Origin of the sequence: Planctomyces sp. SH-PL62, from assembly GCF_001610895.1 — a bacterium.
Taxonomy (GTDB): domain Bacteria; phylum Planctomycetota; class Planctomycetia; order Isosphaerales; family Isosphaeraceae; genus Paludisphaera.
The window spans coordinates 2,807,613-2,827,501 of sequence record NZ_CP011273.1; the positions used below are offsets into that span (position 1 = coordinate 2,807,613).

The 19,889-nt window shown below is 71.5% G+C and carries 13 protein-coding genes; 2 read left to right on the forward strand and 11 right to left on the reverse strand.

Annotated elements, in window-relative coordinates:
* Positions 1–5 precede the first annotated feature (5 nt).
* The 4 genes from VT85_RS10860 to VT85_RS10875 form a co-directional block, all read right to left on the reverse strand.
* Positions 6–1,601: a DUF1549 domain-containing protein gene (locus tag VT85_RS10860; RefSeq protein WP_068414565.1), complete on the reverse strand. Its 1,596-nt coding sequence runs from the start codon at positions 1,599–1,601 to the stop codon at positions 6–8.
* Positions 1,602–1,677: 76 nt separating this feature from the next.
* Positions 1,678–2,841, reverse strand: coding sequence for a TIGR03118 family protein (locus tag VT85_RS10865; RefSeq protein ID WP_068414568.1), 1,164 nt, complete (start codon positions 2,839–2,841; stop codon positions 1,678–1,680).
* Between the two features lie 233 nt (positions 2,842–3,074).
* Positions 3,075–4,685, reverse strand: a complete 1,611-nt coding sequence (locus VT85_RS10870) for a hypothetical protein (protein ID WP_068414572.1) — start codon at positions 4,683–4,685, stop codon at positions 3,075–3,077.
* A 101-nt stretch (positions 4,686–4,786) separates the two neighbouring features.
* A complete protein-coding gene (locus tag VT85_RS10875) occupies positions 4,787–5,275 on the reverse strand; it encodes a GNAT family N-acetyltransferase (protein WP_068414575.1) in 489 nt (162 codons plus the stop codon).
* 145 nt (positions 5,276–5,420) lie between these two features.
* On the opposite strand from VT85_RS10875, the gene VT85_RS10880 reads away from it, so the two are divergent.
* Complete coding sequence (locus VT85_RS10880; RefSeq protein ID WP_068414578.1) at positions 5,421–6,608, forward strand: hypothetical protein; 1,188 nt, start codon at positions 5,421–5,423, stop codon at positions 6,606–6,608.
* Between the two features lie 236 nt (positions 6,609–6,844).
* Here VT85_RS10880 and VT85_RS10885 read toward each other — a convergent pair whose 3' ends face one another.
* The 4 genes from VT85_RS10885 to VT85_RS28425 form a co-directional block, all read right to left on the reverse strand.
* Positions 6,845–7,663 carry a glucosamine-6-phosphate deaminase gene (locus tag VT85_RS10885; RefSeq protein WP_068414581.1) on the reverse strand — a complete coding sequence of 273 codons (819 nt, stop codon included), beginning with the start codon at positions 7,661–7,663 and terminating at the stop codon, positions 6,845–6,847.
* Positions 7,664–7,765: 102 nt separating this feature from the next.
* Positions 7,766–8,728 carry a PIG-L deacetylase family protein gene (locus VT85_RS10890; RefSeq protein ID WP_082858524.1) on the reverse strand — a complete coding sequence of 321 codons (963 nt, stop codon included), beginning with the start codon at positions 8,726–8,728 and terminating at the stop codon, positions 7,766–7,768.
* A gap of 308 nt (positions 8,729–9,036) precedes the next feature.
* On the reverse strand, positions 9,037–9,255 hold the full coding sequence (locus VT85_RS28420) for a hypothetical protein (RefSeq protein WP_197491213.1): 219 nt from the start codon (positions 9,253–9,255) through the stop codon (positions 9,037–9,039).
* Positions 9,252–9,569, reverse strand: a complete 318-nt coding sequence (locus VT85_RS28425; RefSeq protein ID WP_197491214.1) for a cyclic nucleotide-binding domain-containing protein — start codon at positions 9,567–9,569, stop codon at positions 9,252–9,254. Before VT85_RS28425 ends, VT85_RS28420 begins: the two co-directional genes overlap by 4 nt.
* A 336-nt stretch (positions 9,570–9,905) precedes the next feature.
* Between VT85_RS28425 and VT85_RS10900 the strand changes: the two genes are divergently transcribed.
* Positions 9,906–11,696, forward strand: a complete 1,791-nt coding sequence (locus VT85_RS10900) for a hypothetical protein (protein ID WP_068414584.1) — start codon at positions 9,906–9,908, stop codon at positions 11,694–11,696.
* Between the two features lie 105 nt (positions 11,697–11,801).
* On the opposite strand, the gene VT85_RS10905 is transcribed toward VT85_RS10900, so the two are convergent.
* From VT85_RS10905 to VT85_RS10915, 3 genes are all read right to left on the reverse strand, one after another.
* Positions 11,802–13,295 (reverse strand): sulfatase, encoded by a 1,494-nt coding sequence (locus VT85_RS10905; protein ID WP_068421814.1) that lies wholly within the window; start codon positions 13,293–13,295, stop codon positions 11,802–11,804.
* A gap of 33 nt (positions 13,296–13,328) precedes the next feature.
* The gene (locus VT85_RS10910) at positions 13,329–14,750 is read right to left on the reverse strand and encodes a DUF2079 domain-containing protein (protein ID WP_156512803.1); all 1,422 of its coding nucleotides are present in this window, start codon (positions 14,748–14,750) and stop codon (positions 13,329–13,331) included.
* Positions 14,751–14,884: 134 nt separating this feature from the next.
* Entirely contained in the window at positions 14,885–19,837 is a 4,953-nt protein-coding gene (locus VT85_RS10915) for a hypothetical protein (protein ID WP_068414590.1), read from the reverse strand.
* Positions 19,838–19,889: the final 52 nt, after the last annotated feature.

Below are 19,889 nucleotides of genomic sequence, written 5' to 3' on the forward strand. Positions count from 1 at the left end.
CTTGCTTAATGATTCCAGGAAAACTCGGCCGAGTTGAGCAGGGTCCAGAACAGGTCGACGATCAGCGCCGAGCGGGCGTCGCCGGAGGTCCCCTGGAGGCGAGGGGCGAAGTGGGCGGCCTCTTCGGGGGTGGGGCGGCGGGTCAGGACGGCGAGGTAGGCGAGTTCGACCGCCTTCTCGTCGGTGGGGGCGAGGTCGGCGATCCGTTTCGAGGCGTTCCAGAACTCGGCCTTGGTGCGTTTCTCGACGAGTTCGCCGTTCATGAGCAGCAGGCGCTGGGGGATGGTGCCCCCTCGGGATTCGAATTCGTCCTCGCCGGCGTCGCCGTAGCGGCGGACGAAGTCGTTCCCCTCAGCGTAGGCGATCGCGCGGGCGAACCAGGGGACGCGCGGGCCCATCGTCTCCACGGAGGCCGACTGCGTGAGGCCGCCGGCCACCTGTTCGGGGCGGAGCCGGGTCATGGGGAACGCGGCCCAGGTCTCGTCGTTGGGGGCGGCGGCCTCGTCGGGGAGGTCGACGCTGTCGAGCCGGTAGGCTTCGGTGGCGACGATCGCGCGGATGAGGCGGCGGAGGTCGTGGCCGTGGGCGGCGAAGTCGTCCGCGAGGAGGTCGAGGGGGGCGGGCGTCTCGGCGGCGGCGGGGATGTCGTCGATCGGGTCGACGAGCGGGCGGCCGACGAGGATGGCCCAGACCCGGTTGACGGTCGCCCTGGCGAAGTACGGATTCCTCGGGTCGACCACCCACGCCGCCAGCCGCTCGCGAGGGGCGCCCTCGGCCGGCAGCAGCTCGGGGTGCGACGGCGGCGCCGCCTCGACGGTCGTGGGCTCCTTGGTCTTGCGGTCGAGCGGGTGGTAGATGTCCTCGGCGTCGGAGACGCCCCGGAGGTTGGAGCGGATGCCGCCGAAGAACGCGGCGAGGCGGCGGAAGTCGTCCTGCTTCCAGGGCTGGAACGGGTGGTCGTGGCACTGGGCGCAGTCGATCCGGGCCGCCAGGAAGGCCCGCGAGACCCGAGCGGCGAGGCGTTCGGGGTCGGGCCGCTCGGTCATCTCGTCGCGGGTGACGGTCAGGAAGTTGACGGCCGGGTGGTCGGTCCAGATCCCGCGCTCGGCGATCAGGTCGCGGACGATCGCCGAATAAGGCCGGTTCTCCATCAGGGCGTCGCTCAGCCAGGTGGTGAACCGCCGCCTTCGAAAGACGATGAACGGGCCGTCCTCGGTCCCCACGAAGGCCCTCGCGAACCGTTCCGCCAGGTAGTCGGTCGTCCGGCGGTCCCGCAGCAGCTCCTCCAGCCGGTCGTCGATGCGACGCCCCGGCTCCTCCGCCTCGAACCGCCTGACTTCCTCCAGCGAGGGGACCGTCCCGGTCAGCGCCAGGTTCAGCCGACGCAGGACCGCCAGGTCGCTCGCCGGCGGCGCGGGTTTGATCCCTCGTTCTCGCCAGCTTTCCCGGAACGCCTCGTCGACCTGCGCCGCCACCTCGGGTCGCGGCGCCGGCGCGTCGGTCGGCTGGCGCGTCGGCGAGGCCGGGCGGATCACGCCTCGTCCCATCGCCAGCACGCAGCCGACCAGCACGCAAATGAACCCCACGTCGCGCAGCCGCATGGGCGTTTCCCCCGACTCGATCGATCAGCTCCGAATTTGGATCGGAGGGTGTTACCCCGAGTCGGGGGCCGTCGTTTCAGGAAACGCGGCGGCCGGGCGGGGCCAGGCGCCGGCGACCGGCCGCCAGGGCGACGGCCGAGCCCGAGAGGAGCAGCAGCACGGACGACGGCTCGGGGACCGACTGGATGACCCCGAACAGGCCGTGGGTCTCGTCGTTCGGCCCGGCGGTGAAGTAGAGCTTGTCCGGGCTGCCGGCCCCGCCGCCGTTGCCGACCATCAGGCCCCAGAGCCCGTCGATGACGATGGGCTGGCCGCTCAGGTCGCTCAGCTGGCCGAGGAAACTGCCGCCGGTCGGGTCGAAGACGTTGATCCGGCCGTCGCCGAAGTTGCCGACCAGCAGGTCGCCGGCGAACGAGCCGAACGTGGAAGGCGCGATCGCCAGCCCCCAGGGGGAGTTCAGCGTCCCCCCCGTCCCGATCCGGTTGATGAGGTTCCCCTGGAGGTCGAAGGCGGTGACGAAGCCGTGCCCCGCGCCGGCGACGTCGTCTTCCTTGGCGGCGTCCTGGAGGGCGTAGGTGACGTAGATCGTGTCGCCCAGCCGCTGGATGCCGAACGGGGCGTAGCCGGCCGGCAGGTTGGGGTCGGTGAACCGGCCGGACAGCTCGGGGGCCCCGGAGTCCCCCTTGAGGACGTCGATCGTCCCGTTGCGGAAGTTGGCGGAATAGAGGTAGGCGTGGCCGTCGACGACGGCCGACGCGGTCCCCTTGTAGACGTTGTCGGCCGACCCGGTCTGGAGGATCTCGGCCGTCGTCCCCAGCGCGCCCCGCCAGCCGGAGATCGTCCCGTCCTCGCTGGCGAACAAGAAGGCGTCGCCGTTGAACGCGCCGGCGGCGCCCAGGGGGTTGGTGACCTGGCCGGTCACGCTGCCGTCGCCCGGGATCGTCACCTCCAGGCCGACCTTCGTGGGGGCGTTGGTGCGGCCGTCGACCCGATAGAGGGTCGAGAGGCCGGTGCCGTTGGCCGACACCCAGAACGGGCTCGCGGCCGTCGCGGAGAGGCCCCAGGCGTTCTTGAGATTCGGGTCGGTCAGCACGGCCGGGTTCACCGCCGGGTCGTCGGTGACGAGGTTCTTCACCTGGAGCGAGTCGGCCCTCGCGGGCGGCGCCCCGGACGTCAGGGCGGCCAGCGCCAGCGCCGCCGCGACCCCGATCCAACGACGAAGCCTGGATCCTCCCGACATGGTTCCCCTCCTTTGCAAAGAAGCGCCGGTGGCTTGATCAGGGCGAATCTCTCGACGGCGGCGACGCGGCCCTCGCGGCCGTCTCGCGCGAAACATCGGTCGAATTAAGAAATCTCAATTTAGCCGTCAAGGAGGTTCGTCGTCCCCGCCCCCCGTGTCAAGCGAGAACCGCCGCGGATCACGAAAACCCCGAGGCCGGGCGCTCCTCGGCGTCCGGCTCCAGGTCCCGCGGCTCAGGCCTTCGGGCCGGCGATCGCGCCGAGGTAGGTGTAGGACGTCGGGGCGGCGGCGAGGCGGACGGCCGCGGCGAGGTCGGGGGTGGAGACGACCTCTCGGGAGGCCAGGTCGAGCAGGCGGTAGACCAGGCCGGCGCTCGCGGGGGGGCTGGCGAATCGGGAGGGGGTCGCGCGTCGGGAGTTGGGGAGCTTCCGGTCGGCCTTCGCGTCCGGGAGGTAGCCGAATCGGGAGCCCCCCTGGGTGTCGGTGAAGCCGGCCCGCTGGCCGTAGGGGTCGGTGGTGCCGGTGGCCGTGAGCCAGAGCTGCCAATCGGGGGCGGAGGCGATGCCGCCGTGGGCCTTGACGTAGACCGGCAGGCCGTGCGGATTGATCTCGTACGCCGGGGCCGCGGTGATGGTGTCGGTGAATTCGACCACGTTCCCCGCCTGGTCGTAGGTGAGCCAGGGGGAGAGGGTGCTCGCCTGGCCGACGCTGACGACGTTCGCGCCGGGGTCGGTCGACGGGGGGGCGTAGGGGGGCTGCCAGAAGACCTTGTCGTGGTAGTTGGCGTAGGCGACCCCGGGCGTCAGGTTCGCCCGGACGACGTTCCCCAGGGCGTCGACGGTCGGCCGGTCCCCCCCGGTATGGAGCGGGGTCGGCGGGGCGTCGGCGACGGTGGGATAATAGTAGTAATGGGTGCCGTTGCCGGTGGGGCGGGGCGAGAAGTACGCCGCCTTGACCCATTCGTCCTCGCTCGGGATCACGTACCCGGACGTGTCCAGGCGGGTGAAGAAGGGGTAGTTGGCGTCCCGGAGGTCGTACATGCCCGTGTCGATCCGCGTGGAGAGGTCGACGTAGCGGGCCTGGGTGCGCACGGGGAATCCGAGCGGGCTCCGACCCCGGGCGTCGTCGGCGGCCACGGTGGACCCGTTGTACAGGCTGTTGGCGAAGTAGGCGAAGTGGAAGAGGTTGGCGTTCACGAGCGGCTTGTCGCGCCAGAAGTCCGCGGCCAGGCGATAGTGGGAGCCGGGATCGGCGTCCTCGACGAAGTTGATCTGGCCGGAGAAGGGGTTGAGCACCGGCGAGAAGTCCTCGACCCACAGCCGGACGTTCGTGTAGGGCTGGACCGGGTTCTCGCCCTTCGGGTCCACCTTGTTCAGGAAAGTGACGTACTGCCCGGCCGTGATCTCGGTCCGGCCGATGGCGTAGACGTAGGGGACGCCCCCCAGCTCCTGATAGGTGTCCCCCCCGGGCTGCGCCGGCACGGTGGCCTGCGAGGGGGGCGTGAACCCGTGGATCCCCACGGAGGCGTTGCCGGGCGAGGTCACGTACGAGAACTGGACCGCCAGGTCGTAGCTCGGGCCCGCCTTGCCGCGCCGATGGGACTGCGGGGCGGGCCGGGCCGCCTGGTGCGCGGGGGGCGGTCGCCGGGCGAGGTCGGTCGCGTCCCAGGAGGTCTGGACCCCGGCGCGGAGCCGTCCGATCGCCGCCGGGGGGCGGTCGGCCCCCGCGTCCGCGACGATCGCCGGGGCGAACGCCGGCGAGGCCGTCATGAGTTCGCGGGGCTCCAGGGCCTCGATCGGGAAGTGCTTCTTGCGGGGCCGTCGCCCCGGCTTCGCGCCATTCATTCAGCTCATCCTCCGGTCGGCGGAGCCCGCCCCCCCGGCCCCCGATGGGCCGCGCCGAGGGCGTTCGCCGCCGATCACGACAAGCCTAGAACGCGTTCCCGTCACGTCGACGATTTCAAGAGGAGTTCCATCCGGTAGTTGGTGAACGTCACGCCCCGGACGAGGACCTGCTGTTCGGCGAGGACGGCGAAGCCCTGGCTTTCGAAGAAGGGGCGGGCGGTGATGCTGACTTCGGAGAAGACGCGGGGGAGGGCGAGGCGGGCGGCTTCGGCGAGGAGGGCGGTCATGAGGGCCCGGCCGACGCCGGAGCGCTGGCGGTCGGCGTGGACGAAGAAGCGGTCGACGTGGCCGTCGGGCTCCAGGTCGGCGAAGCCGGCGAGCAGGCCGTCGGACTCGGCGACGACGGCGAATCGGGAGGGGTCGAGGATGGTCGCCCAGCGCGCCGGGTCGACCTCGTCGGGGGCCCAGGTCGTCACCTGCTCGTGTGAGTAGTCGCGGGCGTTCACCCGGCGCACGGTGTCGCGGAAGAGGTCGATGACGGCGGGGAGGTCGTCGGGGCGGATGCGGCGGATGGTCGGCAGGGCGTTCATCGGAAGACATTCCCAAAAAAGCGGTGACAAGCATCCTTGCTCTTCCCCCCTCGCGGGGGAAGACAGGCCGCGAAGCGGTCATGATGAGGGGGGAAGGACGTTAGGGTCTCGAAACCTTGATCGTCGCGGGCAGGTAATCCCCGACATGGGAAACGCCGACCTGCTCCTGGATGTTCCGATGGTCGAGTCCGTCGTCGAGGAGTCGCCGGCCTCGCCCCGGCGCGGGGTTCGCGCGAGGCTCGGCGGGCTGGCGCGACGGGTCGGTTCGGGGGCGGGTTGGCTGTTCGGGCTGGTCTCGCTGGTCCTGGGGCTGGCGGTGCTGGCGTCGACGCCGATCTTGCAGTTCCTGAGCCTGGGCTACCTGCTGGAGTCGTCGGGCCGGGTGGCGCGGACGGGACGGTTGCGGGACGGCGTGTTCGGGGTGCGGCTGGCGGGGCGAGTGGGGGGGATGGCGGTCGGGACGCTGATCTCGATGATCCCCCTCTGGCTGGTCGGGTCATACGCAAACTCGGCGGCGGTGATCGATCCGGGGGGGGCGGTGGAGCGGGGCTGGCGGTTCGCGGCGGTCGCCGTGTGGGGGCTGACGTGCCTGCACCTGCTGACGGCCTTCCTGCGCGGGGGGCGGCTGCGACGCTTTCTCTGGCCGTTCGGCGGGCCGTTCTGGCTGCGTCGGCGGTGGCGCGAGGGGGGGCTGTACGCCGCCTCGCGCGATGGGTTCTGGGATTTCGTGGCGCGGTTCCGGCCGGCGTATTACTTCCGGCTGGGGTTCGTGGGGTTCCTGGGGACGCTGGCCTGGCTGGTCGTGCCGACGTCGATGATCGCGGCGACGACGCGGTTGCCGCTTCTGGGGCCGCTGGGGATGATCGCCCTGGCGTGCGTCGCGCCGGTGCTGCCGTTCTTGCAGACGGGGTATGCGGTGGAGGGGAGGGCGTCGGCCCTGTTCGGGCTGCGGTCGGCGCGCGAGCGGTTCCGGCACGCCCCCTGGGCGTTCGCGTTCGCGCTCCTGGTCTTGCTGGCGGCCTCGATCCCGCTGTATCTGCTGAAGATCGAGATGATCCCGCGCGAGGCCGCGTGGCTGCCGGGGCTGGTCTTCGTGGTCTTCCTGGCCCCGGCGCGGCTGCTGGTCGGCTGGGCCTACGCCCGCTCGCTCCGCCGCGAGAGCCGGAGCCACTGGTTCTTCCGCCTGCTGGGACGGCTCGCGATCGTCGTCGTCGCGGTGGTGTACGTGGTGGTCGTCTTCCTGTCCCAGTACACCTCCTGGGGGGGCGTCTGGAGCCTCTACGAGCAGCACGCGTTCCTCACCCCCGCGCCGTTCTGGTCGTTCGAGCGGTGAACGCCCGCGCGAGGCGGTGAATCCTCAGGCCTTCTCGCCGGGCGTCGCCGGTTTGCGAGGATCCACGACGAAATCCGACGGCTCTCGCGCTCGTCTTCCCCCTCATCCGGCCCTGCGGGCCACCTTCCCCCGCGAGGGGGGAAGGACGTTAGGGCCCGGGCTCGGATTGCCGACGGTCGACGTGCTGGTCGCCCTGTCATCCGGCGCTGCGCGGTGCCTTCTCCGGCTGATCGCGGTCAGCCCAGTTCGGCGGCGGCGGGTTCGTCGAGGAGCCAGACGACCTTGTCGGCGACGGTGCGGAGGAGGGAGGCGGGGACGGCGGCGGTGATGGGGCCCTTGAGGGCTTCGGCGACGATCGCGGCCTTCTTGGGGCCGGTGGCCAGCATGAGGATCGTCCGGGCACCGAGGATCTGGCGGACGCCCATCGTCAGGGCGCGGGGGATGACGGCGTCCACGCTGCCGAATTCGCGGACGGCGTCGACCTTGGTGATCGGATGGAGGTCGACGAGGCGGGTGGGGAGGGCGGCGAACGCCTCGACGGTCAGGTCCAGGGGTTCGTTGAAGCCGATGTGGCCGTTGCGGCCGATCCCCAGGAGTTGGAGGTCGAGGCCGCCGTCGTCGTCGATCCAGCGGTCGAACTGCGCGGCGTGCTCGGAGGCGAAGGTCTCCGGGACGGTGCCGTCGAGGATGTGGGCCCGGTTGGGGGCCAGGTCGACGCGGCTGAAGAGGTGCCGGTGCATGTAGGTCCGGTAGCTCAGGGCGTCGAGGGGCTGGATCGGGTAGTACTCGTCGAGGTTGTAGGTGGTCACGTCGCGGAACGAGAGGCCGCCGTCGCGGACGCGGGCGGCAAGGTCGTCGTAGACCTTCTCGGGCGTCGCGCCGGTGGCCAGGCCGAGGATCGCCTTGCCGCGGGCGGCCACGGCCTGGGCGATGATCCGGACGATCCGGTCGGCGGCGGCCTTGCTGGCGGCGTCGGCGTCGGCGAAGACGAGGACGGTGGAGTTCGATTCGGCGAGGTGGAGGGTGCGTTCGGCGGGCTTCGGCGACGGGCTCATTTCGGGTCCTCAAGATCCGGCGATGTCGGCGACGGCCGGGGGGGAGGGGGGGCGTGGTCGCGGCTCCGTCCCCGCCCCTTCATCCCGGCTTCCGGCGTTCGTTCAGGCCGATGCGGCCCCGGAGGCCGACTTGGCGCTGGTGGTGGTGGGCGTGGCGGCGGGCGCGGGGCCGGCGGCGGGCTCGCGGAGCAGGCCGAGGGCCACGTGGATCGGGTCGGGGGGGGTGTTGGTCGCGCGGTTGGGGTCGTAGGTTTCGAGCTCGAAGAGCTCGACGCCGACGAATCGGTCGTCGGTGCGGTGGGCGCGGCCGGCGAGGCTGTGGCCCTCGGCCCATTCGCGGGTCAGGGCGGCGTAGGCTCGGCCCAGGTGGGAGCAATACTGGGTGTAGTCGGTCAGGAGGATCTGCGAGGCGTGGCAGTGGATCGCCCACTCCTTGGTGCGCTCGCCTTCGCCGTCGTAGGTGAAGTAGGCGTTGGGCTGGGGGAGGGGCCCCCAGGGGGTCCAGCCGGTCATGACCAGGGTGTCGTGCAGGCCGGCGCCGAGAAGGCCGACGGCGGCCAGGGCGCGGGTGACCCGGTGGGCGGCGTGGGCGTCGTTGGCGGGGGGGACGATGATGGCGCCGGGGCGACGCTTGGCGAACCAGTCGACGACTTTCTTGACGTCCGTCTCGGTGGGGTAATAGCCGGGCTGGCGGTAGCCTTCGAGGTTCCAGCAGACGGCCTCGGCGCCCAGGACGTTGCATTCGAGGCGGAATTCCGCCTCGCGCATGGTGACCTTCTTCTGGTCGTTGAGCCAGGGGGCGGCGACGTTCCGCTCGCCGGCGAAGACCAGGACCTCGACGACCGGGAGGCCGCGACGGATGGCGTACTCGTGCATCAGGCACGCGGCGGTGATGGCTCCGTCGTCGGCGTGGGGGCAGAGCATGACGAGGGGGCGGTTCGGGCCCAGCACGGGGCGAAGCGCCTCGCGGACGTCCACCAGGTGTCCGTGCGCCCCTGAGCCGGCGGCCGCCTTGAGCAGGGCGTCATAGTCCGCTTGCCGCGTCGACGGGGATGAAGTGTTCATGAGTGCGTCTTGAAGGGCTCGGTTTGATGAATATCAGGAGGGCCACGCCGACGACGGGGCGCGGGCGTCGCTCGGATCGGATCGATACCGGCTCGGGCGACGTTCGAGGGCGAAGTCGTCGGGGACGGGACTTCTTCGGCGCGTCGCGCCGGGGATCGTCTCAAAGGATGGGCGGGGCGGGGCGATCGTCTCGGGATGGACGAGTCCGGTCGTCTCGTGCGGGCGTAGTGATCGACGTCTCGCCACGCTCCTCCATTGTGCCGTTCCGGCCGCGCGGCGTCAACTCGCTTCCGGAGGGCGGGGCGGGTTCAAATGGCGTGTTCCTCGAACAGCCGGGAGCGGAACCGCGACCATTCGGAGGCGTCGGCGGCGGAGGAGAGGGGGTGGTTCCGGATGTATTCGGCGAAGAGGTGGTCGATCAGGTCGAAGCGTTCGGAGATGGCCCGCAGCACGGCGAGGGCCAGGGCCTCGGCGGCCCTGGGGTGGTCGCGGCGGAGCACCTTATAGGCCGGGTGGTGCAGGGTCAAAAGCCGGACGTCCGAGGTGGCCCGGACGGTGGCCGGGGGGGGGCGGGGCGGAAGAACGAGGTGGTCCCGAAGACCGCCGGGGCCGTCAGCGTCGTGATCGGGTCGACCCGGCCTTCGGATCGTCGCTCGATCTCGGCGGTCCCTTCGATCAGGAACGAGAGGTGGTCGTTGATCTGGCCCTGGGCCAGGAGGATGGCCCCCTTGGGCGCGCGCTCCTCGGCCAGCGACCGGAGGAGCTGCTCCTTGAGCTCGCGGTCCTCCGACTCGAGCCAGGGGGCGGCCATGAACCGTTCTGCGGCTTGGGGGTTGATCATCGTCCGACCTTCGGGTTGCCGTCGAGGCCCGCGGGATCGCCCGCGCACGAACTTCTCCGTCCCATGTCGAGGCCTCGCGTCCGGGGGCCCTCCAGCCTAGCGTGTCGTCGCCGATTGTTCAAACCGGTGGCGGCGGTCCGGTCGACCTTGCCGGTCCCGGCGACTTTCCCCGGAGACGGGGTCGCGCCCCCGGCGGCCGGGCCGAAGGGTGGGAATGGCCCGAGACGCACGTCGGGGAATGCCGATCCTCACTTTCGGATGAATCCGGAGTGGTTCGGTGAGGATGCGAGGGTCGCGACCGAAAGGCTCGCGCCTCTCCAGGCGGGAGGAAACGCCATGTGGACGTCGCGAGGATGGACCGTCGCGGTTTGCTTGCTGCTCGGGTCGACCGGGTGCGCGGGGGCCCAGCGGCGCGGCCCTTCCTCGCCCGTCGAGGGGCCGGCGGTCGCCGCCCCGGCTCCGGCTGGGCTTCGCGGCTGGTGGTCTCGACGCTTCGGCGGCGGCTATCAGCCCACCACCCAGACCTCGCCCGGGTCCGCCCCGGCGACCAACATCTGGCCCCGGCAGGGCGGCGGCGGGTGGGAGAGCGTCCACCAGTTCGCCAGGCCCCCCTGGATCACCCGCCAGCCCCAGCGCGGCCCCATCTTCGGGCGTAACGACGCCGGCTCCGACGCCGCCCCGTCGCGGAAGATGACCGCGATCGAGGCCAACGAGGCCATCGCCCGCATGACCCGGTCCCGCAAGGACGACGACCTCGTCCTCCCGGTCCGGGGCGTCGAGGCCCCCGACGTCCCCACGCTGCTCGGCCAGCCGATCCGCCTGCCGGACTCGCTCTCCTCGGACTCGCCCCCTCGCGAGACGCCCGAGGTCGAGGACGAGCCCGCCGACGAGCCCACCCCCCGCGAGCCCGCCGACGGCCCCAGCCTCCTGCGCGACGACCCCGCGCCGGTGGCCGAGAAGCCCCGCGATGAGCCCACGTTCGAGCTCCCCGCGCCGGTGGCCGAAAAGGTTCAGGAGCCCGCCGTCGAGCCCCCTGTATCGGAGGCCGCCGAGCCGCCGGCCCGGCTCGCCATGACGCCGCCGGACGCCGACGAACCCCGTCGCGAGGCCGCCGATTCCGAGTTGATCCGATCGGCCCAACTCCCGCCGCCGCCGCCGGTCCGCCCGGCCCCCGGCAACCCCCCGGCCGACAAGCCCGAAGCCCCCCCCGCCCTCGACGTCCCTCAGCCCGAGGAGGCGCCCAAGCCCGCCGAGGCCCCGAAGCCTGCCGAGGCCCCGAAGCTGGAGGAGGCGCCGAAGCCCGCCGAGGGCCCGAAGCCCGAGGAGGCGCCGAAGCCCGCCGAGGCGCCGAAGCCCGAGGAGGCTCCGAAGCCCGAGGAGGCTCCGAAAGTCGAGGAGGCTCCGAAAGTCGAGGAAGATTTGGCCCCGCCGAAGCCCGAGCCGGTGGTGAGCCAGCCTGCCGCGGAGCCCATCCTCCCGACGCCCCCGCCTTCGGCCAAGGCTCCGGTGCAAGAGTCGATCCCGGTCCAGACGACGGCCGTCGCGGACGCTCCGACGCCCCAGGCCCAGCAGCCCGCCTTCGTCGAGACGACGACCCAGACGTACGCGGCGCCGATCGCGGCCGAGCCGTCGCGGCCACGGCGCTGGTCGTTCTGGAAGTGGAAGGCCTCGCCGCGAGGTCACGCGGTGCATGCGACGGCCCAGGACTCGCCGGCGCAGCTTCCGCCCGTGATGTTCCCGACGTCCTATGAGTCGATCTGGGCCAAGCCCCTGGCGCCCTGCCCGGATCACGCAAGGGTGCCGCTGGCCTCGTCCCAGGGGTCGCCCGTCGCCCCGTCGGCCCAGGGCTACGTCGAGACGGTTTCCGAGAAGGCCTCGTGCTGGCTGGTGGATCGGCTCAAGGCCCGGGCGGCGAAGGTCCGGGCCTGGAAGGAGGAGCACATCTGCAAGCACATCAAGGACTTCAAGGCCGCACTCAAGGGCGGTCATTGCACCGCCTGCTCCGGCCACGCCCCCCTGGCGAGCCCCCAGGCCGCCCCGTCTCCCCAGGCCGCCCCTTCTCCTCAGGTCGGGCCGACCCCCCAGGGGCTCCCCGTGATCGGCGGCTCTCGCTTCGGACTCTATTGAGCCGGACGAGATGAGCCCGAAACGCAGACCGGCCCGTCGCGCCTCGCGCGACGGGCCGGTGGGCGTTTGAGATAAGGCCTTTCCCGCGCCGGGCTCCGGAACGGCTCAACCTCGCCGGGCGACGTCGCGGACGGGGGGGAGTTCGTCGAGGCCTTCGCGGGGGAGGGCCTCGACGAAGCGGCGGAGGGTCAGTTCGAGGTGTTCGGCGACCTCGACGTGCTGCTCGATGACGTTGTTCTGGTCCCAGCGGTCCTCGGGCTTGCGGTAGAGTTCGGGCCGTCGCGGTTCCTCGGGGTCGTCGACCAGGGGCAGGATCATGTGCCAGACGTGGGTGCGGATGGCGAATTCCTCGACGTCCATGCCCATGCAGGCGTAGTCGCGGATCTTGGTCTGTTCGCCCCGGATCAGGGGGAGCAGGTCGCGGCCGTGGATCGGCGGGGCGTCGTCGGGGGGACGGACGCCGAAGAAGCCGAGCAGGGTGGGGAGGATGTCGACGGTCTGGACGATCGCCTGGTGGCGGATGCCGCCGTGCTTGCCGCCGGGGAGCCGGATGATCAGCGGCGTGTGGATCAATTCCTCATAGAGCCAGGGGCGGAAGCGGCGGACGAAGCCGTGCTCGCCGAGGGGCTCGCCCTGGTCGCTGGTGAAGATGAGGAGCGTGTCCTGGTCGCGGCCGGTCCGTTCCAGGGCGTCGAACAGCTCGCCGAGCCAGCGGTCGACGAGGGTGACGGCACCGGCGTAGGTGCGTCGGAGGCGGTAGAGTTCGGCCTCGCCGATCACGTCGCCCACCGCGCCGGCGGGGACGTCGATCAGCACCGGGACGTCCTCGACGTCAATCTCGGGCTCGTCGTCCGTGGAATCGTCGAGGAGGTCTCCCTCGTCGTCGGACTCGAACTCGTCGGGCTCGATGGTGGCGTACTGGTCGCGGTAGGGGTCGGGGAGGTCCCAGGGGCCGTGGGGGCTGAACAGGTCGAGCCAGAGGAGGGAGGGCTCGGGGTCGTCCCCGCGGCGCTCGAGCCAGTCGACGGCGGCCTTCACCGTGCGGGCGACGCCGGTGTTCTCCTCGCGGTCGGTCCCCATCGCCTTGCGGTTGCGGAGGAACTGCTCCCAGCGGGTGCGCCAGCGTTCGGCGGAATCGGGGTCGTCCTCGTCCTCGGGGGGGAGCCGCAGGCCGGGCTCGTCCTCAAGCCGGACCCCCTTCACGCGGGGGTCGTCGGCGGGGATGAACGGGTCGTAGCCCTGGCCTCGGATCCAGACCACGTCGTCGAATCCGCGGCCGTAGCCCATGCCGGTCTCGCGGAGGAACGGGGTGTCGGAGATCAGGGCCGTGCGCACCCCCCGGGGGCTGAGGAGGTCGGGCAGGATCAACTCGTCGGGACGGAGCGGGGTCCAGCCGAGGTCGGGGTCGGTGAATCCGTAGCGGCCCGTCCACCAGCTCCGCCGGGTGGGAAGGGTGGTCAGGTTCTCCGGGAAGTGGTGGTCGAAGACGACCCCCTGCGCGGCCAGGCGGTCGAGGTTGGGCGTCTCGATCCACGCGTTCCCGTAGGCCCCGAGGAATCCCAGATGCACGCTGTTGCAGGCGACGACGATGGCGTTCATGCGGCCCATTGTAATGACGCGCGCGTCCTTCGCCTACGGCGTCCCCGCGCGTCGCAGCACGACCAGCGACGGGCCCCGGTGGACCACGGCGAAACCCTGGTCGACGAAGATCGCGGGGTCGAGCCCCGGGACCTTCCAGAAGATCCAGCGGAACTCCGGGTCGAGCTTCGGGTAGCCCCTGGGCTCGTTGACCTGGAGGACGTGGCTGTAGAGGGACCGGCGCGAGGAGAGGGGGGCCGTGAATTCGTAGGAGGCCAGCACGGCGTCGTCCGGGCCGACCTCGCGGGCCCACGCCCAGTAAGGCTCGACGTCGGCCGCGTCGACCGGCGGCGGGATCGCCTCCATCCGGGCCAGGGTCGCGTGCAGCCCGAACGCCGAGGCCCCCGCCGAGGCCAGCCAGACGGCGGCCAGGATCGCCGGCCCCCCGCGACGGCCTCGCAGCCGGACGGCCAGCCGGGAATAGCCGATCAGCCCGGCGGCGAGGGTGGTCGCGACGGTCGGGACGGCGTAGCGGACGTGGTGCCACGAGGTCTCCGACAGCATCCGCATCGCCCACTGGCCGTTGCAGAGGCTCCAGAGCCAGGGCGCCGCCAGGATCGCCGCGCCCGGCGCCAGCAGGGCCAGGGCCGTCCAGGGGCCCAGGCCGTCCCGCAACACCCACCCCATCGTCTCCATCGTCTGCGAGAGCGTCGGCTTGGGGCCGAGGAACTGCTCCACGTAGGCCGCCGGGGCGCGGGGGCCGACCATCAGGTAGAGGTAGCCGAAGAACGCGAACAGGATCCATCCCAGGCCGAGGTCGAACAGGACCAGCCGCCATAGGGCCTTGCGGCCCACGTCCTCGTCCTCGCGGGGGGGGAGGAACGCCAGCGCCGCGACCATCACCGCGAACTCCTGGCGGCACGCCAGCATCCCGGCCACCCCGGCCGTCGTCAGCCCCGCCCGACGGCTCCGCACCCCCTGGTAAGCCCAGAGCACGAACGGAATCCCCATCGCCAGCTCCCGGAAGTCGTTCCAGGCCAGCGGCCAGAGCAGGGGGCAGAGCGGGACCAGGGCCGTCGCCGCCAGCGCCGCGCGGTTCGAGCCCGACTCCGACCGGGCGAGCGTGAAGGCCGCCGGGATCAGCCACCAGAAGACGACGTTGTGCAGCACCAGCAGCGTGCGAGGGTCGGGGAAGGCCGCGTACAGGGGGAGGATCAGGAACCGCACCGGCGCGAGATAGTTCGACTTCCAGGCCGAAGGCCCCTCGATCGCATAGGACGCGATCGGACGCACGGAGAGGACGCCGTCCCCCTTCGTCAGCGTCCAGAACCACTGGTTGTAATAGGCCAGGTCCCAGGACCAACCGGTCCCCAGGTCGTGATAGCGCCGCAGCGCCTGCGTCGTCGTCGCCGCCGTGAGCGCGGCCGTGAGCACCGCCACGCACGCCCAGGAGCCGATCCGCCCGTCGATCCGCATGATCCCGCCGCCTCCCGAGTCCACCCCGCCGCCCCGGAGTCGTCGCCCGGGCCTCGGGCATTATAGCCGAGGTCGCCGCGCGGGGGGGGGCGGGCCGATCGGGGCGGAGCCTCTCGATCGCGGCGTCGATCAGATCACCCCCCCGGCGGCGTCTCCGCGATCGAGGGCGGCGCCCCGTCGGGGTGGGCCCAGGCGAAGTTGCCGTTCTGCGTCCGTTGCAGCCTCAGCCCGCCGTGGACGTCGTCGGTCCTGAAGGCGCGGAGGACCTGCCGCTCGACGTACGCGCGGGCCTTGAGTCCGCAGGCCTCGGGCCGGTCCCGATCGATGAACGCCTCGCGCAGGAACCGCTTCGGGACGTCGTCGGCGTCCGGCCCTTCGACGTCGGGCATGGCCTCCATGGCGTTGACGTGCTTCCAGCACTCCCAGAGCCCGTCGCACCAGGCGGCGACCTCCGGAGCGCCCACCATCGCCGAGAGATACGCCGCGTCGGGGGTGTTCTGGAGCCCCTTCTGGGCGAGGCGGAGGGCGTCGGCCGTCGTCTCGGACTGGCGGATTCCCTCGTACGTGAACTTGACGACGAGGAACTGGACCCAGAGGTCCAGGAGCCTCCGCTCCCGAAGGGTGAGTTCGGATTCGCGGGGCTCCAGGCCCATGGGGTCGAACCGGGCCTGGGGGAGCGTGCAGTCCAGGCCGTCGCGGATCGCCCTCAGGCCGTGGCGGAGGTGCTCCAGCACGCTCAGGTGCAGCCGGGCCCGGGCCCGTTCCAGGCCGGTCGGCGGGACGGGCTCGGTGACGAGCAGCAGGAGTGATTCGAAGTGGTACTGGGCCTGGCTCTGGTAGAGCAGGCGCCACCAGTGGACGTTGCGGCGGGCCCCCATGATGAGCACGCGGGCGCGTTCGAGCGAGGTCCAGGCCCGTCGGAGCCGCTGGCGGGCCCCGACGATCGCGTCGGCCAGGCCGCGGCCGCCGTCGTCCTCCTGGATCCTCGACAGCCATTTCCCGCTCCAGTGGGCGAGGCTCCGACGCAGGGCGCGGGCGATGTGGTCCAGGTCCTCGCAGAAGGCTTCGACCGCGCGGTCGTCGGCCGCCTCGCCCCGCCGTTTCAGCGCGTGGAACGCCTGGCCGTGGAGGTAGCGCATCCCCTCGGTCGAAAGCTCGCGATAGTACGACTTGCCGACGGCGCGCCGGCGGCGGAAGCCTTCCTCAAGGTCCCGCGTGCGGCGGAAGGCGAAGTCGTTCAGGATGACGTGGTCGGACCGGATCAGGGCCGTCTCGGCGCGGCGGAGCTGGATCACCGCCAGCGAAAGCCGGGCCACGCCGTGGTCCTGGGAGAGCCCGGCCGCCCCCTTGTCGAGGCTGGAATAGGCCTTGGAGAACTGGCCGAGCAGGGCGTGGGCCCGGGCCTTGATCGTGTAGAAATAGCTCCGGTAGATCGGGTACTCGGAGTCCGAGACCCCGGCGACGGAGCGGATCTTCTCCAGGCCCTCGCGGCAGAGCTCGACCGACTCCTCGCAATGCGCCTGGGCGAGGTCCCTCCAGGCGAAGGGACGGCCCTTGACCGACCATCGGTTGTAAGGGGCGACGAGCAGGTCGGCCCGGAGGAAGGTCAGCCGGACGTTCATCCGCTCGAGCTTGTCGAGCCAGGGCTCCTCCAGGAGCAGGGACGGCCCCAGGGGGTCGGTCGAATGCGGGCCCTCCTCCAGCGCGAACCGCATCAGGGATTCGAGGATGTCGCGGATCAGCTCCGCCTGGCGCCTCGCCTCGGCGAAGACGTTTTGATTCTTGCGGCAGTGGAGGACGTCGAGCAGGACGTCGATCAGCTCGAACAGCCGGCCGACCGCGATGCAGACGAACCGTCGCTCCCGCTCGTCGACCTCGCCGGGGGGGGTGGGGACGTCGAGGAACCGGCCGTTCGCCTCGTCCGACAGCAGGGGGGGCGAGGCCCCCGCGACGGCCTCCATCCGCTCCAGCCGCGCCGACCTCCACTCGTGGTCGAAGAGGGCGACGATCCGCGCCTTCCAGAACCGGACGGTGCCCGGCTCGTCGAAGAGCGTGCGGGCCAGCGACCGGACGTACTCCTCGTACGCCCCGAAGGCGGCGTCGTCGGGAGTCGGGGCCGGGGGGCGGTTCGGGGACCGCCGCAGCAGCTGGTCGAGCTGCCCCAGGTGCTCCGCCACCAGCGCGTACAGCTCCTTGACGCAGAGGGTGAACTCGGTCTTCTCGCGGAGCAGCCGGAGCCGGGTCGTCGTGAGGTCGTTCTTGATGCGGCGGCAGACGCGCCGCGTCAGCTCCTCGATCCGGCCGGCGTCGGTGGTCGGCGGGGCGCCGAAGTGGGAGAGTTCGAACCGCGGCAGGTCGTGCTTCTCGATCCACTTGATCCAGAAGTACAGGTTGTCCGGCGGGATGTGGCTGAAGATCGCGCTCATCTCACGCCGCAGGACCCGGCTCAACGCGCGGAGGTCGTCATACCGCTGGAACCCGTGGTCCGGTGTGGCGACCCCCCCGGCGGCGTCGGGCGTCGTCCCGGGCAACGCCGTCCGCATGGTCAGGAATCGGATCGAGGCGATGCGGTGGTAGAGGTACTCCAGCAGGCAGTCGATGTGCCGGCTCGCCAGGTAGTACTCGGCGTAGTAGTAGCGGGCGATGCGGTCGTGGATCTGATGGAGCCGGAGCAGGTTGCGGGACGTCGCGGCCGCCGCCTTGAGGTCCAGCGGTCGCTGGGACAGCAGGCTCCGAATCCTCGTCGTGGCGCAGTCCGCCGACATCGCCGCGTAGCGGGCGTCCCGGACGGCGATGCTCATCCAGTAGCCGCCGCCCTCGACGCGGTGGATCCAGCGCGCGTCCTCCATCCTCTTGAGCAGGCCGTCGACGTCCTCGTCCGCCTCCTCGCTCGTCGGCCGGCCGGGCGACTCCTCCCCGGCCTCCGCCGCCCCCTTCGCGTCGGGGGCGAGGATGTTCCGCAGGGCGACGATCGAGCGGGGGCGGCGATACGCCACCAGGCGGTCGACGACGTCCTCCAGGTCGACCCCGCCGCCGGGCTTCGGCAGGGGGGCGAGCGGCGGCTCGGCCGGCCCGTGGCGGCCGACGAGCTTGACGTCGTCCAGGCCCTCGACGACGCGGGAAAGCCGGGCGACCGACCGCACGGCGTCGCGCAGGGTCGCGAGGTCGCCGTCCGCCCGGCGCGGCGACGGGATGTCCAGGGAAAGGCAGAGGATCGACTCGTGGGCCGTCCCCGCCGCGGCCCTGGCCAGCCTGGCGACGAAGTCGTGGAACAGCTCGGTGTTCGAGCCGACGATCCCCATGTCCTCGACCCGGGGGATGCCGTGGTGGATCGTCGGCGGCCGGCAGAACGAGCCCACGCCGTCGAGGGCGACGAGGTAGCGGCCCCGGCTCAACGCCTGGACGAGCCGGTCGACCGCGTTCCCCAGGTCGCGCTCCCAGCGGAGCCGGACGGCGTCGCGGTCGGCGTCCTCGTGGGTCCCGATCAGGCCGGGCTGGGCCAGCTCCCCGAGGGTGACGACGTTGGGCGGCAGCAGGAGGTCGCGGCGGCGGATCTGCGAGAAGATCTCCTCGATGACCCCGCCGACGGTCGGGTGCGACTCGACGTCCACCCAGATCTGGGTGTGGGTGGCCCGATAGAGGCTGGCGAACGCCGACATGGCGACCGAGCCCTCGTCGGACGGCGGATGGGCCTCGAACCACGCCTTCCAGGTCGCCTTGCCGTCGGCCTCCGGCGGCCTCATCTTGTCCGGGTCGGCGAACAGGTAGATCCGGCCCCTCTGACGCTGGTGCTCCTCCAGCTCCGGGGACGGCCGCGAGGGCCTGAGCGGCCGCTGGGAATGGGGCGGATAATAGGCCAGGCTCCGCTCGTGGGCGTTCGAGGCCCGCGTCTGCGCCTCCCGCAGGAACTCCGCCAGGTCCGAGATCTGCACCTGCTTCACCCGCCCCCGGAATTCCGGGTAGGCGTCGAGCAGCTCCTCCAGACGTTCGGGGGTCGAGTCCTCGAACCGGAGCCAGAGCACCTCCGGCGGCGCGCCGACGGGATGGGCGTCGGAGTCTCGACGCCCCAGGATCGCCTTGACCAGATCCATCACCCGCCGGTCCCAGCCCGCCCAGCCCAGCACCAGGATCACCGGGTCTCGCGGCAAGGCGGCGATCAGGCGGGCCTTGCTCTCCTCGTCCAGGGGCTGGTCGATCCGCTCCCCCACCTTCAGCCCGTACATCCCGCCGTGGAGCTTGACGATCGACAGCCGTCGCGCCAGCAGCCCCGCGTTCGGCATCCCGGCCTCGTCGGAGACGTCGTACACGTCGGGCTTGAGCCCTTCCTGGCGCATCGCGTCCTCGACCAGCGCGTCGAAGTTCAGCGTCAGGATCAGCCGCCAGTCCATCAGCCTCGCCAGGTACGCGAGGAAGCGGTGGGCCGTCCCGGGGAGCCGACCCCTCACCAGCTGCTGGAACAGCGCGTCGACTCGTCCGGGATCCCCCTTGGTCACGAACCCCAGCAGCGACTTCCAGTCGCCCGCCAGCGTCAGGTCCTTCCACGCTTCGCTCCGCGGCCCCTCCGCCACGCAAGCGGGCCGGGCCAGCCAGCCCTTCAAGGGGATCGGGGCCTCGGCCTCCAGGCGATGGAACCACCGCGCCTCGCGGCCCTTCAGCTCCTCGCGCAGCGAGATCTGGACCACCTGCTCCATCAACGTCGCGTCGGTGGGAAGGCCCGCCGCCCGCCGCTGCAGCCAGCGCCAGAGGTCCGTGTCGAGCTGGTGGAGGTCCGGCCATCCCACGGCGTCCAGGTAGTCGTCCGTCGAGATTCGCAGGCCGTCTTTCCAACCCTCGGACGGAGCGTCGCTGGGGGGCAGGTAGACCTGGTGTTCCAGGAAGAAATGGACCTTCGCCAGGTAGCGGACCACCCCCGAGAGTGCGGGAATCCCGGACTCCACCGAGATCCCCGCGCCGATCAAGGGGACGATCCCGCGCCCCCGTCGCCAGTACTTGATCAGCCGCTTGACCCCTTCGAGCGAATCGAGCTCCTCCGATTTAGCATCCTGGGAGACGCCCTGGGTCGTCCTGTCGCGGGCTTTTCGCGGCATGGCGGGCTCCGTGAGAGCAAAAACCTGGATCGCAGCATCATTGCGACCGGTC

Bases quoted from the DNA above. Each gene is read 5' to 3' on its own strand.
- VT85_RS10860 (WP_068414565.1), bottom strand. From the start codon at position 1,601: ATGCGGCTGCGCGACGTGGGGTTCATTTGCGTGCTGGTCGGCTGCGTG.
- VT85_RS10865 (WP_068414568.1), bottom strand. From the start codon at position 2,841: ATGTCGGGAGGATCCAGGCTTCGTCGTTGGATCGGGGTCGCGGCGGCG.
- VT85_RS10870 (WP_068414572.1), bottom strand. From the start codon at position 4,685: ATGAATGGCGCGAAGCCGGGGCGACGGCCCCGCAAGAAGCACTTCCCG.
- VT85_RS10875 (WP_068414575.1), bottom strand. From the start codon at position 5,275: ATGAACGCCCTGCCGACCATCCGCCGCATCCGCCCCGACGACCTCCCC.
- VT85_RS10880 (WP_068414578.1), top strand. From the start codon at position 5,421: ATGGGAAACGCCGACCTGCTCCTGGATGTTCCGATGGTCGAGTCCGTC.
- VT85_RS10885 (WP_068414581.1), bottom strand. From the start codon at position 7,663: ATGAGCCCGTCGCCGAAGCCCGCCGAACGCACCCTCCACCTCGCCGAA.
- VT85_RS10890 (WP_082858524.1), bottom strand. From the start codon at position 8,728: ATGAACACTTCATCCCCGTCGACGCGGCAAGCGGACTATGACGCCCTG.
- VT85_RS28425 (WP_197491214.1), bottom strand. From the start codon at position 9,569: ATGATCAACCCCCAAGCCGCAGAACGGTTCATGGCCGCCCCCTGGCTC.
- VT85_RS10900 (WP_068414584.1), top strand. From the start codon at position 9,906: ATGTGGACGTCGCGAGGATGGACCGTCGCGGTTTGCTTGCTGCTCGGG.
- VT85_RS10905 (WP_068421814.1), bottom strand. From the start codon at position 13,295: ATGAACGCCATCGTCGTCGCCTGCAACAGCGTGCATCTGGGATTCCTC.
- VT85_RS10910 (WP_156512803.1), bottom strand. From the start codon at position 14,750: ATGCGGATCGACGGGCGGATCGGCTCCTGGGCGTGCGTGGCGGTGCTC.
- VT85_RS10915 (WP_068414590.1), bottom strand. From the start codon at position 19,837: ATGCCGCGAAAAGCCCGCGACAGGACGACCCAGGGCGTCTCCCAGGAT.